The 14,418-nt window shown below is 64.4% G+C and carries 13 protein-coding genes; 5 read left to right on the top strand and 8 right to left on the bottom strand.

Features of this window, described 5'->3' with window-relative positions:
- Window positions 1-26 precede the first annotated feature (26 nt).
- A complete protein-coding gene (locus NKH93_RS09415; RefSeq protein ID WP_352970004.1) occupies window positions 27-2,693 on the bottom strand; it encodes a caspase family protein in 2,667 nt (888 codons plus the stop codon).
- Window positions 2,694-2,751: 58 nt separating this feature from the next.
- Complete coding sequence (locus NKH93_RS09410) at window positions 2,752-3,321, bottom strand: NADPH-dependent FMN reductase (protein WP_352681479.1); 570 nt, start codon at window positions 3,319-3,321, stop codon at window positions 2,752-2,754.
- 183 nt (window positions 3,322-3,504) lie between these two features.
- On the opposite strand from NKH93_RS09410, the gene NKH93_RS09405 reads away from it, so the two are divergent.
- Window positions 3,505-4,878 (top strand): cytochrome P450, encoded by a 1,374-nt coding sequence (locus NKH93_RS09405; RefSeq protein ID WP_352970003.1) that lies wholly within the window; start codon window positions 3,505-3,507, stop codon window positions 4,876-4,878.
- A 21-nt stretch (window positions 4,879-4,899) separates the two neighbouring features.
- Here NKH93_RS09405 and NKH93_RS09400 read toward each other — a convergent pair whose 3' ends face one another.
- Window positions 4,900-5,874 carry a complex I NDUFA9 subunit family protein gene (locus tag NKH93_RS09400; RefSeq protein ID WP_352501121.1) on the bottom strand — a complete coding sequence of 325 codons (975 nt, stop codon included), beginning with the start codon at window positions 5,872-5,874 and terminating at the stop codon, window positions 4,900-4,902.
- Window positions 5,875-6,116: 242 nt separating this feature from the next.
- Here NKH93_RS09400 and NKH93_RS09395 point away from each other — a divergent pair, with 242 nt between their 5' ends.
- Window positions 6,117-6,389 carry a hypothetical protein gene (locus NKH93_RS09395; RefSeq protein ID WP_352540381.1) on the top strand — a complete coding sequence of 91 codons (273 nt, stop codon included), beginning with the start codon at window positions 6,117-6,119 and terminating at the stop codon, window positions 6,387-6,389.
- Window positions 6,390-6,446: 57 nt separating this feature from the next.
- On the opposite strand, the gene NKH93_RS09390 is transcribed toward NKH93_RS09395, so the two are convergent.
- From NKH93_RS09390 to NKH93_RS09370, 5 genes are all read right to left on the bottom strand, one after another.
- A complete protein-coding gene (locus tag NKH93_RS09390; RefSeq protein WP_352849764.1) occupies window positions 6,447-7,448 on the bottom strand; it encodes an Ldh family oxidoreductase in 1,002 nt (333 codons plus the stop codon).
- 111 nt (window positions 7,449-7,559) lie between these two features.
- The gene (locus NKH93_RS09385; RefSeq protein WP_352849811.1) at window positions 7,560-8,369 is read right to left on the bottom strand and encodes an ABC transporter permease; all 810 of its coding nucleotides are present in this window, start codon (window positions 8,367-8,369) and stop codon (window positions 7,560-7,562) included.
- A gap of 14 nt (window positions 8,370-8,383) precedes the next feature.
- A complete protein-coding gene (locus tag NKH93_RS09380; RefSeq protein ID WP_352578586.1) occupies window positions 8,384-9,049 on the bottom strand; it encodes an ABC transporter permease in 666 nt (221 codons plus the stop codon).
- Window positions 9,050-9,261: 212 nt separating this feature from the next.
- The gene (locus NKH93_RS09375) at window positions 9,262-10,056 is read right to left on the bottom strand and encodes a transporter substrate-binding domain-containing protein (protein WP_352849765.1); all 795 of its coding nucleotides are present in this window, start codon (window positions 10,054-10,056) and stop codon (window positions 9,262-9,264) included.
- Window positions 10,057-10,106: 50 nt separating this feature from the next.
- A complete protein-coding gene (locus tag NKH93_RS09370; RefSeq protein WP_352969999.1) occupies window positions 10,107-10,916 on the bottom strand; it encodes an ABC transporter ATP-binding protein in 810 nt (269 codons plus the stop codon).
- 217 nt (window positions 10,917-11,133) lie between these two features.
- On the opposite strand from NKH93_RS09370, the gene NKH93_RS09365 reads away from it, so the two are divergent.
- From NKH93_RS09365 to NKH93_RS09355, 3 genes are read left to right on the top strand one after another with little or no spacing between them, the layout of a single operon-like run.
- Window positions 11,134-11,982: a dimethylarginine dimethylaminohydrolase family protein gene (locus NKH93_RS09365; RefSeq protein ID WP_352970041.1), complete on the top strand. Its 849-nt coding sequence runs from the start codon at window positions 11,134-11,136 to the stop codon at window positions 11,980-11,982.
- A complete protein-coding gene (locus NKH93_RS09360) occupies window positions 11,979-13,559 on the top strand; it encodes a 5-guanidino-2-oxopentanoate decarboxylase (RefSeq protein WP_352540385.1) in 1,581 nt (526 codons plus the stop codon). The genes NKH93_RS09365 and NKH93_RS09360 overlap by 4 nt, the downstream gene beginning before the upstream one ends.
- A 57-nt stretch (window positions 13,560-13,616) precedes the next feature.
- Window positions 13,617-14,324 (top strand): SDR family NAD(P)-dependent oxidoreductase, encoded by a 708-nt coding sequence (locus tag NKH93_RS09355; protein ID WP_352667561.1) that lies wholly within the window; start codon window positions 13,617-13,619, stop codon window positions 14,322-14,324.
- Window positions 14,325-14,418 lie beyond the last annotated feature (94 nt).

The following is a 14,418-nucleotide window of genomic DNA, read 5'->3' as shown; positions in this document are numbered from 1 at the left end:
AACGGAATGACCATCGCGTGAGCAGGCTATCGGCGCCTGGCTTCGATCCTGGCCAGCCGCTCACGTAAAAACTTGATCATGAACTTGTGGCGCGGTGCCAACCGCCCGCTCCGGTCGAGCTCGACCGTCATGTCGAGCGCCTTGGAAAGCACAGCCTTCGGGTCCTTTGCGACTTGGGCGTAGTCGATATAGGCGACCACCAGGTCGCGCTGCCAGGTGGCGTTGTCCGGATCGGACCGGGCAAGTTTCTCGCGAATGGCCAGGCTGTCCTGAAGGGCTTGCCGGGCGCCCCTGACGTCGCGCTGCCTGAGGCGCAGCGTGGCGACTTCGGACAGCGTTATCGACAAGTCCCGCTGCCAGTCGGAATTGGCGGGATCGAGCTTGGCCAGCCTCTGCGCAATCGCGTAGCTGTCCAGATAGGCTTTCAGCGCGCCTTTGTGGTCGCCCTGTATCGCCAGGATGCCGGCGACTTTCTCGATGCACACGGACAGGTCGCGCTGCCATTCGGTGTTGTTCGGGTCGCCGGCGGCGAGCACGCTGGCCTGCGAAAGTGCCTCACGATAAGCCGAAAGTGCCGCCGGCCAATTCTGCTGGTCGCTCAGCGCATTGCCGATCTTGGCGTTGCCGACCGACAGGTCGCGCTTCAACTCGGTGTCGTCCGGATCGCGTTTCGCCAGTTGCTTGACGATCGCCAGACCTTCCTTGTAGGCCGCCAGCGCCCCGGCGACGTCGCCGCGTTCGCGCAGCAGGTCGCCTATCGTATCGTGGCTGACCGAGACGTCACGCTGCCGGTCGGCGTCTCCCGGTTTGTCCGCCGCCAGCGCCAGCCGCACCTTCAGGCTCTCTTCATAGGCCGCCTGTGCGTTGTCCAGTTGGCCTGCGATATGGGCAAGGTGACCGATCTCATCGTAGGTGATGGTCAGGTCGCGCTGCAGTTCGGCACGGTCCGGCTCTCCGGCGGCGAGCTGTTTCTTGATCGACAGGCTTTCCTGGTAGACCTCTGCGGCGCCGGCCAGATCGCCTTGCGTCGCCAATACGTTGCCGATCTTGTCGTCGGCCATGGCGAGGTCGCCGAACCACTCCAGATTGTCCGGTTCTGCCTCGGTCAGGCCCTGCAGAATGGTCTTGGCGGTCTCATAATTCTGCAGCGCTGACGGCAGATTGCCTTGCGCCATCCGCACGTTGCCGAGCTTGACGTGGCTGACGGCGAAGTCGCGCTTCACGTTGAGATCGGTTTCATGATGCGACCGCCGCTCGAGATCGGCTTGCAGCGCCTCGAAGGCACGGCCAGCCGCATCGATATTGCCGACCGTGGTATACAGCTTGCCGAGCTCGTCCAGCGTGCGGATCAAGCGGTCGGCGTCGTCGAGCGACAGCACCACCTGTCCGGCTTCGTCATAAAGCGCGAGCACGGACTCATAGTCCTTGATGGCTGTGGCGTAGTCGAGGTCGGCGCGCGCCGCCCCGCCGGACAAATAGCGCGTTGCGGCCTCGGAGAGCGTGCGGCTGACGAAATTGGCCTTCAAAGCGTTGCGAGAGACACTGTCGATCTCGGCTGCCTCGGCGAGCTTTTTCCGCGCCGCATCGAACGCTCCCAGCGAAAGCTGCTCTTCGGCCTGCCGGCGCAACGCCGACACTCTGAGATCGTCGGATCCAAGCGTCTGCATTTCGCTCCGCACCTTGACGAAGGCGTCGGCTGCCTCACGCAGCCTGGCGTTCAGACTGTCCGCGGAGAGGTGGCCGGCATCGGAACTGATCAACGCGCCATAGAGCGGTGCCAGCGGCATGTCGGCGTCGCTGGCGATCTTCTCCACTTCGCCGCGCATCTGAGGCGTCACCTCGGCCATGGCCAGCAACAGGCGTTCGCGTTCCGGCAATTTCTCCTTGGCCGAGGCGGCAAAGAACAGCTGCGGCAGGCCGCTCTCGACATAGGGCAATTGCTTGCCGCGCGAGAGGTCGTAAACCTCCTGCTGCACGAGCGTCAGCACGGAGCGGATCTCGAGACCTTCGGTGCCGAGGTATTTCGTCAGCGCCGCGGTAAACGGCGAATTCTGGTCCGTCCCATCCGCGGCGGTCTCGCCGGGCGCCGCCGAGAAGGCAAACAGGATGTTTTCTGCCCGCCCGATGCGGCCAAGACCCGGCCGGACCTTGTCGCTGACCTCTTTTACCAGCGCCGTTGCGCCGCGGCCTTCGCCGCCCGTAGCCGCAAACGGATCGCTGCGGCAGGCATCGAGCACGATCAGTCCGACCTTGCTGGTGGCGGCGACGGTCGCGCGGATCTCCTCCAGCGGCAGGCTGGTCCTTTCCAGCGTAGCGAGCGACGACGCGTCTGCATCGACCGGCAGGAGCCGATTCTCGCCGGCTATCTCGACGCCGTGGCCGGAGAAGAACACCAGTGCCACGTCGGCGCCTTTGGCATCCTCGCGGAAATCGTCAAGCGCCCGGCGCATGCGCCGCAGGTCGCGGTTGGTTTCGAGGAAGACCTCGAAACCGAGCTTCCTCAGCACCGTTTCCATGATCTCGCCGTCATTGACGGGATTGGCGAGCGGCCGGATCAGCCGGTAGTCGTTCTCGGCGATGACCAGCGCAGCGCGCCGCTCCGCCATTGCAGCGGAGGCCGTCGAGAGGATCAGCAGCAAGGCAAACAGAAAACGCAAATCGAACCGCCCCGGCCCGGTCATTTGCCGGAGCATTCCATCTCTTTATGGCATGAGCAAGTTATGGCATCGGCCAGTTCGGCCGTTCGCGTTGTTAGCTGGCGCGCATCGGCCTCAGCGCTTCGCTCCAGCGGAACAGCTCGTCCAGCATGGTCCTGGCCCCGCCGAGCACCTGCTCGCTGGGCAGGAAGGCGCCGGTCTCGTCGAGCAGCTTCTGGTACATCGGCAGCGCCACGCCTTCCGGAATCGGCATGACACCGACGGCGGTCAGCAACGGTTTGACCGCCTGCGCCGCTCGCAAACCGCCGGAGACACCGCCGTAGCTGAGGATGGCGGCCGGCTTGTATCGCCATTCCCTGAGCAGGTAGTCGACCGCGTTGACGATCGCGGGAGCGGTGAAATAATTATACTCCGGCGCCACGAAGACGAATGCGTCGGCTGCGTCGATTGCTTTCGACCAGGCTTTCGTGTGGCTGTTTTCGTATTTGCCGAGTCTCGGATGATGCGGCTCGTCCAGCACCGGCAGGTTGAATGCGGCGATGTCAGTGAGCACCGGCTCGAATTTGCCATGCTCGCGCGCAAAGCTCTCCAGCCACTTTGCGAAAGCGGGTCCGGCGCGGCCCGGCCGCGTGCTGCCGATGATGACGTTCAACTGGTGCTTCAAGGCAGGCTCCCGCCGGTTCTGACATCTGTGGTGCTGCCACCTAAGACACGCAGCCGGACACAGCAAGCAGGCACTTTCCGGTGCCCGGGTCACATTCCAGAGAGCGGATGCATCACCTTGTCGTCCGCTCACATGGACGCCTGCCTTGCCCGCCACTACATTGAGGTGTCTGCGGAGCAAGCCATGGACAGTCAGCCCGTCCCCTTCGTCCCGCCGGCGCCGAAGCCGCGCACCGCGCCGCCCTCGACGCTGGAGATGATCCGCATCGTCTACCGCAATCCGCTCGAACTGTGGGGCGAGCCGACCTACAACGAGCCCTGGATTTCGGTGACCGGCATCGGCGGGCCGCTGGTCATCGCCAACGATCCCGGCCTCATTCGCCACGTGCTGGTCGATAACGCCAAGAACTACAAGATGGCGACGGTGCGCCAGCTGATCCTGCGGCCGATCCTGCGCGACGGCTTGCTGACCGCCGAGGGCGAGGTGTGGAGGCGTTCACGCAAGGCCATGGCGCCGGTGTTCACGCCGCGCCATATCTTCGGTTTTGCCGAGCCGATGCTGAGGCGCACGCGGGAGTTCGTCACGCGCTACGAGGGCGGCGGCACGTTCGACATCGCTCACGACATGACGCTGCTTACCTTTGACATCCTGGCCGAGACGCTGTTTTCCGGTGAGATTTCAGGCGAGTCGGGCAGCTTTGCCAAGGAGATCGACCGCCTGTTCGAGACCATGGGTCGGGTCGATCCGCTCGACCTGTTGCGGGCACCCGATTGGCTGCCGCGTCTGACCCGCATCCGCGGCCGCAAGACCATGGCCTACTTCCGCAAGATCGTCACCGACACGGTGCAGATGCGCGAGGCGCGGTTGAAGCGTGATCCGGACACGGTGCCGCAGGATTTTCTCACGCTGCTGTTGAAAGCGGAGGGACCGGGCGGGCTGACCCGGGCCGAGGTCGAGGACAACATCATCACCTTTATCGGCGCCGGCCACGAGACTACGGCCAGGGCGCTCGGCTGGACGCTCTACTGCCTTGCCGAAGCGCCGTGGGAGCGCGAAAAGATCGAGCACGAGATCGATGCGGTGCTGGCGCGTGAGCCCGACCCGACGAAATGGCTCGACGCCATGCCGCTCACCCGTGCCGCCTTCGAAGAGGCGCTCAGGCTCTATCCGCCGGCGCCGTCGATCAACCGCGAACCGATCGAGCCCGAAACCTGGAACGGCCTCTACATACCGCGACGTGCTGCGGTGCTGGTGATGCCGTGGGTCGTCCACCGCCATCGGAAATTGTGGGACCGGCCGGACGCTTTCATGCCGGAACGCTTCCATCCGGGAAACCGCGAAAAGATCGATCGTTTCCAGTATTTGCCGTTCGGCGCCGGCCCCCGCGTCTGCATCGGCGCCAGCTTCGCCATGCAGGAGGCAATCATCGCGTTGGCGATCATGCTGTCGCGCTACCGTTTCGACGCCACCGCGGAAACCCGCCCCTGGCCGGTGCAGAAGCTGACGACGCAGCCGCAAGGCGGCCTGCCGATGCAGGTCACCCGGCGCGCCTCGTAGGCAACCGGACGTCCGTTCGTATTATGCGGCGGACTTGCGTTGGAACTGGCCGGCGGCGCGGTAGCGCCAGAGATAGCTGGGCAGGATGGTTCCGATCGACCGTGGCTGGATCCCGAGGCCGGCGAGCGTCCGGTTGTCCTTGACGGCGGCTTCCGACACGACATTGTGCTGGCGCAACAGCAGGACCTGGTCCTTGGTCAACAACGGATTGGGCAACAGCCCGAGAATTGATGCCTGGAGGTTCGCCAGCCACCATGGCACGGGCAGCAAAAACCGCTTGCGTTCGATGATGATAAGCAGCTGTTGCATGCATTCCTTGAAGGTAAGCACTTGCGGCCCGCCGAGTTCATATATCCGGCCGCCCTGGACCTTGCCGTCGACCGAATGCGCCACCGCTTCGGCGACGTCGCCGACATAGACCGGCTGGAATTTCGTCTGCCCGCCGCCGATAAGCGGCAGCACCGGGGAAAAGCGGGCCATGTTGGCAAAGCGGTTGAAGAAACCGTCCTCTGGCCCGAAATTGATCGATGGCCGCAAGATCACGGCGTCTTGGACCGTCTCCAGAACGGCCTTTTCGCCGAGCGCCTTGGTACGCGCGTAGTCCGATTGCGCGTGGAGATCCGCTCCCAGAGCCGAGATGTGGGTGAGGCCGGCGCCGACGGCGCGCGCCGCTTCAGCGACAGCGCGCGCGCCGAATTCGTGGACGGCAGTGAATTTCTGCCGGCCGGCCTCATGCGCGATCGCAACCAGATTGACGACATGGTCCGCGCCTTGCACGGCGCGGTCGACCGACCAGCGCACCCGGACATTGGCCTGCACCGGCTGGATCTGCCCGACATTGCCGAGCGGCTGCAGGTGGCCGGCGAGATCGGGCCGACGGCAGGCAACCCGGATGCGGTAGCCGCGCTTGGCCAGCGCCCGCACGACATGACGACCGACAAACCCGGAGCCGCCGAACACGACCACGAGCTTTGGGGTCTGCAGGATTTCGGTCATGGCTGGCTCCGGCGGCTATCCAGATGGCTTGGTTGAAGCCGTTTCATAGTCGGTTTCGCGCCAAAGGCAAAGGGTGACAATCGGTCGCCCGGCATTGTTGAAGCATGATTTCCAGTATCCGTTGGAAACGGCAGAAAACCCGCCGACGCCGGGCTTTAGGTAACTCCATTCGGGACAGGAACCTTTGTTCCGGCCGGCGATTTTAGGATGTATGGTTTGATTCCGAATGGAGGATATTGCCGATGACGACAAAACGCGTTGCGATCTTCGCTCTGGCTTTCGCAACAGGCTGCAGCATTGGTGCCTCGGCATTCGGGGCAAACCGGCATCACCACCAAGCTCAACCCGAACGCTACGTTCCGGCCAACGGCAACATCATCGACATTCTGTTCGGTGGCCCGCGCTACTATGACAACCACCTGTTCACGACGGCCGCCGAACCCTGCTCCTACAACAGGGTAGGGCCGGACGCGAATGCGGCGAACGTCATCAACGATCATTATTGCGGGAAGTAGGCTCGCGCTGCCGGATCGGCCGGCGTTCTCAGCCGCTCATCGGACAAACGAATTTCTTCAGGACGAATAGCGGGCGGCGAATTCGGAAATGCGCTGCACCACGGCTTTCGGCGCGCTTATGCCGCGCGCCGCCGCCTTCTCCGCGGCCTCGGCCCGGGCACGCCCCGGCACATGCACGCCATAGCGCCGCCGCAGCCGGTCGAGTTGATCCTTCATCCGCTTTTCGAAGTCCGGATCGAGCAGCTTGGGCTCGACGGCAAGCACGAACAGGCCGGTCCCCGGACTGTCCGGCCCGCCGCTGAACCATGGCGCATCGAGCGACCAGTTGGCGCCCGACAGGCCCGCAGCCAGCACCTCGACCATCAGCGCGATGTTGGCGCCGCGCTGGCCGCCGAAGGCAAGCATGGCGCCCTTCATTGCAGCTGCCGGGTCCGTGGTCGGATTGCCGCTCGCATCCAGTGCCCAGCCTTCGGGGATCTTCTTGCCGTCCTCGGCCGCCTTGCGGATGTTGACGAAGGCGGTGGCGCTCGACGACTGGTCGATGACCAGCGCCGCCCCGTCCGCGGCGGGTGCCGCAAAGGACATCGGGTTGGTGCAGTAGACCGGCTTGACCGAGCCCGAGCCGGCAAGCACGGCCGGGCCGTTGGTGGCGGCGAACGACACCAATCCCTGCGCGGCCAGCCGTCCGGTGAAATAGCCGAGCGCGCCGCACGTATAAGCATTCTTCTGCGAAAAGATGGTGACGCCGAACAGCCGCGCCGCCTTGGCGAGGTCATCGATCGTGCGGTCGAAACCGGTATGCGCTAAGCCGCCTCGCGCATCGGAAAGATAGACCGCGAGCGCCGGCCTGGTGATCACCGGATCGGCGTTGCCGTCGATACGGCCGGCCTCCAGTGCTTCAAGATAATCGATAAAGTGCGACAGCCCGACGGTCGACAGTCCTTCCGCCTCGGCCGCGACGATCGAGGCAGCCAGCGACTGCGCCGCCTCTTCGTTGGCGCCAGCGCCAAGTGCGGCCATCCGGCACAGCCCTGTCGCCTGGTCGAGACTGAGTTGCATTGTGATTGCCATGGATATCTGAGGGAATGGGTGAATGGTGAGTGGGGACTTAGCCGGTAACATAGGGGCTACGCACTACTGACTATTCACCATTCACTATTCACTATTCACCTAACCAACCTTGTTCGGGATCCGCGCCTCGATCTTGCCCAGGGTGAAGACGAGGATGCCGGTGATCGCCATATAGATCAACGCCAAGAGCAGCAAGGGTTCATAGGTGAGATAGGTATCCTGCCGCACTTTGGAGGAGACGGCGAATATGTCGATCACGCTGATGGTGGCCACCAGCGGCGTCGATTTCAGCTGCAGCACGGTTTCGCCGGTCAGCGTCGGCAGCGCGCGGTAGAAGGCCTGCGGCAGCCAGATTCGCTGGAAAATCCTCCACCGGCTCATGCCAAAGGCACGGGCGGCTTCCAATTGGCCCTTCGGCACGCCGGCAAAAGCGCCTCGCATCACCTCGCCCTCATAGCCGGCGAAGGACAGCGTCAGCCCGAGGACGCCGTAGGGCCATGCCTGCCTGAGATAGGGCCACATCCAGGACTCGCGAATCCACGGATATTGCGGAAACAGCGAGCCCAGTCCGTAATAGAGCAGCCAGAGCTGCAGCAACAGCGGAGTCCCTCTGATGACGGTGCAGAAGACCTTGGCGGGTGCCGCGAACCAGAACGCGCCGGCAGCCTGCGCCAGTCCGAGCGGCACTGCGAGCAGGAAACCCAGCGTGCAAGTGACGGCAAGAATCCACAGCGCGCGCCAGATGCCGAGCAGTCCTATCCCGTAATATTTAGGCAGCCAGTCCCAGCGCATGAAGACGGCCGCAGCCAAAACCAGTCCCAGCGCGATCAGGATCAGCACGATACGATGCGGCTTCAGCCACAGCGAAGCGCGTGCGGCTATCACGACGGCCGCCGCTTCGCCAGTCATCGCGGGGTCAGCCATCACCGGGCCTCCTTGAGCGACGGCATGCCGCGGCGGGCCCATGTCTCGATACGGCCGATGATCAGATTCGAAACCAGCGTCAACAGAAGGTAGATCGCGCCGGCGGCGATAAAGAATGTCAGATAGGCTTTGGTGACGCCGGCCGCCTGCCGTGTCGCCAATGTCAGCTCGAAAAAGCCGACGACCGCCAGCAGGGCTGTGTCCTTGGTGGCGATCAGCCAGAGATTGGCAAGGCCGGGTATGGCGAACGGCAGCATCGCCGGCAGCGTGATGCGCCGCAGCAGCAGGCCGGGAGACATGCCATAGGCGCGCGCGGCTTCGATCTGGCCCTGCGGAATGGCAAGGATCGCGCCGCGGATCACCTCGGTCGAATAGGCGCCCTGGACGAAGCCGAGCACGGCAATGCCGGCCGCCAGCCCGCTAATGTCCATGCGCTGATAGCCCATTGCCGTCAGCATCTGATTGATCAGGTCGGTACCGGCGTAATAGAGCAGAAGGATCAGCACCAGCTCCGGCACGGCGCGCACGACGGTCGTATAGACTGCCAGGAGATCGCGCACCACCGGACCACCATACAGCTTGCCGGAGGCGCCGCCGATGCCGATCAAAAGGCCGAGACCGGTGGCGCCGACCGCGATCTCGATCGTATGGAGCAGGCCGACGATGAGCGTTCCACCCCAGCCCGGCGGCACGGGCGAGAGAAGCGCGATGGCAGAGGCGGCCCAAGTCGGAACAAATGCGTCGATCAGCGTCGCCCTCGAATTGCTGGCGCTAAAACCGCCGGCGATCTCCGCCCGCGGAAGCTCGCGTCGATGGATTTCGACGAACCACGCGGCTCTATCGGGGCCGCGTGGTTAATCGCTCATGGATGAGGCCGTCAGTTCGACTGCGTGTCGGCACCGTAAATGTCGAAGTCGAAGTACTTCTTCGAAATCTCGTCATATTTGCCGTTGGCGCGGATGGCCTTGATGCCGGCGTTGATCTTTTCCTTCAACTCGGTGTCTTCCTTGCGGACGCCGGCGCCGACGCCGGGCCCGAGAATGGCCAGATCCGGCGCGACCATGCCTTTCAGATCGCAGCATTGCTTGCCCTGGTCCGATTTCAGGAAGGCGTCGAGGGCGATGGAATCGGCCTGCACCGCGTCGACCCGGCCGGCGGCAAGATCCTGGTTGGCCTCGTCCTGGGTCTGGTATTCCTTGATTTCCGCCGCGTCGGCGAAGTGCTTCTTGGCGTAGTCGGCGTGTACGGTCGAGACCTGGACGCCGATGATCTTGCCCTTGAGGTCCTCCGGTGTCGAGCCGAACTTCTGGTCCTTCGGCCCGATGATCGCAGTCGGGGTGTTGTAATATTTGTCGGAGAAGTCGATCGTCTTCTTGCGTTCGTCGGTGATCGACATCGAGCTGGCGATGACGTCGATCTTCTTGGTCGTCAACGCCGGGATGATGCCGTCCCAGGCGACCGGCGTGATGACGCAGTCGAGCTTCTCTTCGGTGCAGACAGCGTCGATGAATTCGATTTCCCAACCGACCCATTTGCCGGAAGCATCCGGCGAGGTGAACGGCGGATAGGGCTCGGCAGCGACACCGATCTTGACCGGATCGGCCTTGGCCACGCCCACGGCGGCAACGCCAAGCAGCAGCGCTGCCGCAAAGGTCTTGAGAATAATCTTCATCGTCATGACTCCCAGTTTGTTGTTGTTCCCGGTTTTCGTCCGCCCACGGTTTAACTGATGTTGCGGATGAACTGCTTCAGCCTTTCGGATTTTGGTGCGCCGAAGATCTGTTCCGGCGGCCCTTCTTCCTCGACCAGCCCGTTGTTGAGGTAGACGACATGCGTCGCGACCTCGCGGGCAAACTTCATCTCATGGGTGACCAGCACCATGGTGCGGCCTTCGCGCGCCAGGTCGCCGATCACCTTCAGCACCTCGCCGACGAGTTCCGGGTCGAGCGCCGAAGTCGGCTCATCGAACAGCATGACGCGCGGATTGATGGCCAGCGCCCTGGCGATCGCGGCGCGCTGCTGTTGGCCGCCCGACAGATAGGCAGGATAGACGTCGCGTTTTTCGGCCAGGCCAACGCGGGCGAGCAATTTTTCCGCCTCGCCGATCGCCACATCGCGCTTGACGCCGAGCACATGCACGGGAACCTCGATGACGTTCTCGATCAACGTCATGTGGCTCCACAGATTGAAGTTCTGGAAGACCATGCCAAGCTTGGAGCGGATGCGTTCGATCTGCTTGCGGTCTGCGGGCACGGTGTGGCCGTAGCTGTCGGCCTTCAGCTTTATCTCTTCGCCATTGACCCGGATAATGCCGCTGGTCGGGTTCTCCAGGCAGTTGATGCAGCGCAGCAGCGTCGATTTGCCCGAGCCGCTGCCGCCGATGATGGCGATCACCTCGCCGTCGCGCGCTGACAGCGAAACGCCCTTCAGTACGTGCAGCTTGCCGAAATTCTTGTGCAGGTTCTCGACGTGGATGGCTTCGGCGGCGCCGTTCTGCGCCGTATGCTTCAGGACGGTGGCCGGCGCTGTCATCGTCGCGGCGCCCCGCGGAGCAGCCGAGGCAGTGCTTGCTGGAATTTTTTACCCATTACCCGTCACTGGACAGCGTTCCGATTCTCAAGATGGACCGTTCCCCTTGCCTCCGTCAACCGCAGTTTTTGGACCATTGATCACGGCCTGCCGAGTGGCTATTGGCAGGAGGGGCGCGTTTCAGGAGAATTTAGTGGGCAAAGCATACGGGTCGCAGTCGATGGCCGGGCCGCTGCAGCGCGTGCTGATGCGCTCCGCCGCCAGCACCATGCGTCGGGCCGAAGCGCTGGATTGGCACTATGGCCCCGGCTTCGATCCGCAAAAAGCGGCGGCCCAGCATGATGCACTGGCCAGGCTGATTTCTGTCTCAGGCGCCGAAATCGAATGGCTGAGCGACGCCGATGACGGGCTTGCCGATTCGGTCTTTACCCACGATCCGTCGCTGATGACCGACCATGGCGCGGTTATCCTCGCCATGGGCAAGGCGCTGCGCCGGCCAGAGCCCGGCCTGCATGAGGCGGCCTATGGGCGCATGGGCATCCCCATCCTCGGCCGTATCAAGGCTCCCGGCCAGGTCGAGGGCGGCGACTGCGTGTGGGTGGATGCAAACACGCTGGCCGTCGGCCGCGGCGTGCGCACCAATCAGCACGGCATCCAGCAGCTCTCCAACCTGCTTTCACCCAAGGGCATCCAGGTCTATGGCTTCGACCTGCCGCTCTGGCAGGGCGAGGAGGCCTGCCTGCATCTGATGTCGGTGATCAGCCCGCTCGCAGACGATCTGGCGCTGGTCTATGCGCCCCTCCTGCCGGTCGCATTCCACCAGATGCTGCGCGAACGCGGCATTTGGCTGGTCGAGGGCGACGCCGACGAATTCTTCGCCTCGAATGGGCTCAGCCTGAACGTGCTGCCGACCGCGCCGCGCCAGGTTATCGCCGTTGCCGGTTTTCCGAAGACGGCGGCTGCCATGCAAGCCGCCGGCTGTACGGTCTCGACATTCGAGGCCGATGCGCTGTGTATTGCCTGCGAGGGCGGTCCTACCTGCCTCACACGCCCGGTGCTAAGACAATGACGACCATCGGCGAAGCGCTCATCACTTTGCTCGAAGCGCACGGCGTCGACACCGTCTTCGGCATTCCCGGCGTACACACGGTCGAGCTCTATCGCGGGCTTGCGCGATCGAAGATCCGTCACGTCACGCCGCGCCACGAGCAGGGCGCCGGCTTCATGGCTGACGGCTATGCGCGCGCCAGCGGCAGGCCGGGTATCGCCTTCGTCATCACCGGGCCGGGGCTGACCAACACCATCACCGCCATGGGTCAGGCGCGCGCCGATTCGGTGCCGATGCTGGTGATCTCGGGCGTCAACGCCACGCCGACGCTGGGCAAAGGCCTTGGCCATCTGCATGAACTGCCGGACCAGCGCGGCATGATGGAGAAGGTGGCGCTGTTTTCGCACCGTGTCACCGAGGCCGGCGAACTGCCCGGCGTGCTCGCCCGCGCCTTTGCGCTGTTCTCATCCTCGCGTCCGGGTCCCGTGCATATTGAGATCCCGACCGATGTCATGACCATGCCGGCCAACGGCATCGTGCCGCTGCTGCGGAATTCAGCGCCGCCCGAGCCGGATGTAGCGGCGATTGCCGAGGCGGCAAGGCTATGCGCGTCTGCCCGCCGGCCGCTTATCCTTGCCGGCGGCGGCGCCAAAGCTGCCGAAGCGCCGTTGCAGCGCCTGGCCGAGAGGTTGGGAGCGCCGGTCGTCCAGACTGCCAATGCGCGCGGCCTGCTCTATCGCCATCCGCTTGGCGTGCCGGCCAGCCCCAGCCTGAAGGCGGTGCGTGCGCTGATGGCCGGCGCCGACCTGGTCATTGCCGCTGGCACCGAATTCGGTCCGACCGACTATGATGGCTATGGCAACGGCGGTTTTGTCCTGCCTGCCAATCTGATCCGCATCGACATCGGCGCCGACCAGCTTGCCCGCCGGCCGGCTCGGATTTCGATCCAGGCCGATTGCGGTGCAGCGCTCGAGGCGCTGCGTGCCGAACTCGGCACGGGCCAGGCGCAATCGGTCGACGGCGCCGCTCGCGCCGCCGCGACGCGGCAAGCGGCCTTTGCCGAGATCGGCCCGGCTATGCAGGCGCAATTGCGCGCCGTCGAGACGATCCGCGATGCGCTGCCTGGCGCGATCATCGTCGGCGATTCGACCCAGCCGGTCTACGCCGCTAACCTCTATTACGATCACGACCGGCCGGGCGGCTGGTTCAACGCCGCCACCGGCTTCGGCGCGCTTGGCTATGGCCCGCCGGCGGCGATCGGTGCCGTCCTTGCCAGGCCTGAGGCGCCGGTCGTTTGCCTCACCGGCGACGGCGGCTTCCAGTTCACCCTGCCGGAACTGGGCGCCGCGCTCGACGCGGCGGCGCCGGTGATCTTCGCCGTCTGGAACAATCGTGGCTACCGCGAGATCGAAACCTCGATGCTCGACGTCGGCGTCGAGCCGGTCGGCGTCTCCCCGGCACCGCCGGATTTCTGCAAATTGGCCGAAGCGTACGGCATTGCCGCCGAGCGGATTTCCGGCACCGGCGGCTTGGCGGACGCGCTTGGGCGCGCGCGGGCGACTGGACGACCTTACGTCATCGAGATTTCGGTTGAGTGATCGCGCGAAAGGCGCGACCTTCCGCATCGGCGGCGCGCAATGACGGAGCGGTCGAATATGACGGAAACACTGGACGGCAGACATATCGTGGTGACCGGCGGCACCGGTGCCCTTGGCGGCGCGGTCGTAGGAAAACTGCTGGAGCAGGGCGCGATCTGCCATGTGCCCAATGCCCACGCTGCCGCGCCTGCGCATTTTCCCTTTCCGGCGCATGACCGCGTCAGGCTGGCGCACAATGTCGACCTTGCCGATCCTGCCAAGGTCGACGCCTTCTATGCCAGCGTTCCAGATCTATGGGCATCGGTGCATCTGGCCGGCGGCTTCACCGCGGCGCCGGTCGAGAAGATCGAGCCCGCCTCCTTCGCCGAGATGATGGACACCAACGCCCGCACTACCTTTCTGTGCTGCCGCGCGGCGATACGCTCGATGCTGGAATCTTCCGTGCCGGGTCGCATCGTCAATGTCACCGCGCGAGCCGGGCTCGATCCGCGGCGCGGCTCCGGCAAGGTGGCCTACGCCGCCGCCAAGGCGGCAGTCGCCGCGATGACCGTGGCGATAGCCGAAGAGCTGAAGGGCAACGGCATCCTGGTCAACGCCGTGGCGCCTTCGACGCTCGACACGCCGGCCAACCGGGCTGACATGCCGAACGCAGATTTCAGCAGATGGGTCAGCCTTGAAGCGGCGGCCGAGGCCATTGCCTACCTTGCCTCGCCGGCCAACATGGCGATCAGCGGCACGCTGGTGCCACTCTACGGCCGGGCCTGAGCCTGCGGTCCGTTCGCAAGCAAAGGGTCACAAGCAAAAGCCCCGCCGGATCGTTCCGGCGGGGCTTTTTGTTTCGTTTTATAACCCGCGCGAG

It is taken from the genome of Mesorhizobium sp. M0954 (genome assembly GCF_040319155.1).
GTDB lineage: Bacteria > Pseudomonadota > Alphaproteobacteria > Rhizobiales > Rhizobiaceae > Mesorhizobium.
The sequence above is the reverse complement of the archived record's forward strand: the minus strand, read 5'-3'. Positions and strand labels throughout refer to the sequence as shown.

Bases quoted from the DNA above. Each gene is read 5' to 3' on its own strand.
- NKH93_RS09390 (WP_352849764.1), bottom strand. From the start codon at position 7,448: ATGCAACTCAGTCTCGACCAGGCGACAGGGCTGTGCCGGATGGCCGCA.
- NKH93_RS09395 (WP_352540381.1), top strand. From the start codon at position 6,117: ATGACGACAAAACGCGTTGCGATCTTCGCTCTGGCTTTCGCAACAGGC.
- NKH93_RS09385 (WP_352849811.1), bottom strand. From the start codon at position 8,369: ATGACTGGCGAAGCGGCGGCCGTCGTGATAGCCGCACGCGCTTCGCTG.
- NKH93_RS09375 (WP_352849765.1), bottom strand. From the start codon at position 10,056: ATGAAGATTATTCTCAAGACCTTTGCGGCAGCGCTGCTGCTTGGCGTT.
- NKH93_RS09365 (WP_352970041.1), top strand. From the start codon at position 11,134: ATGGCCGGGCCGCTGCAGCGCGTGCTGATGCGCTCCGCCGCCAGCACC.
- NKH93_RS09415 (WP_352970004.1), bottom strand. From the start codon at position 2,693: ATGCTCCGGCAAATGACCGGGCCGGGGCGGTTCGATTTGCGTTTTCTG.
- NKH93_RS09370 (WP_352969999.1), bottom strand. From the start codon at position 10,916: ATGACAGCGCCGGCCACCGTCCTGAAGCATACGGCGCAGAACGGCGCC.
- NKH93_RS09400 (WP_352501121.1), bottom strand. From the start codon at position 5,874: ATGACCGAAATCCTGCAGACCCCAAAGCTCGTGGTCGTGTTCGGCGGC.
- NKH93_RS09355 (WP_352667561.1), top strand. From the start codon at position 13,617: ATGACGGAAACACTGGACGGCAGACATATCGTGGTGACCGGCGGCACC.
- NKH93_RS09405 (WP_352970003.1), top strand. From the start codon at position 3,505: ATGGACAGTCAGCCCGTCCCCTTCGTCCCGCCGGCGCCGAAGCCGCGC.
- NKH93_RS09360 (WP_352540385.1), top strand. From the start codon at position 11,979: ATGACGACCATCGGCGAAGCGCTCATCACTTTGCTCGAAGCGCACGGC.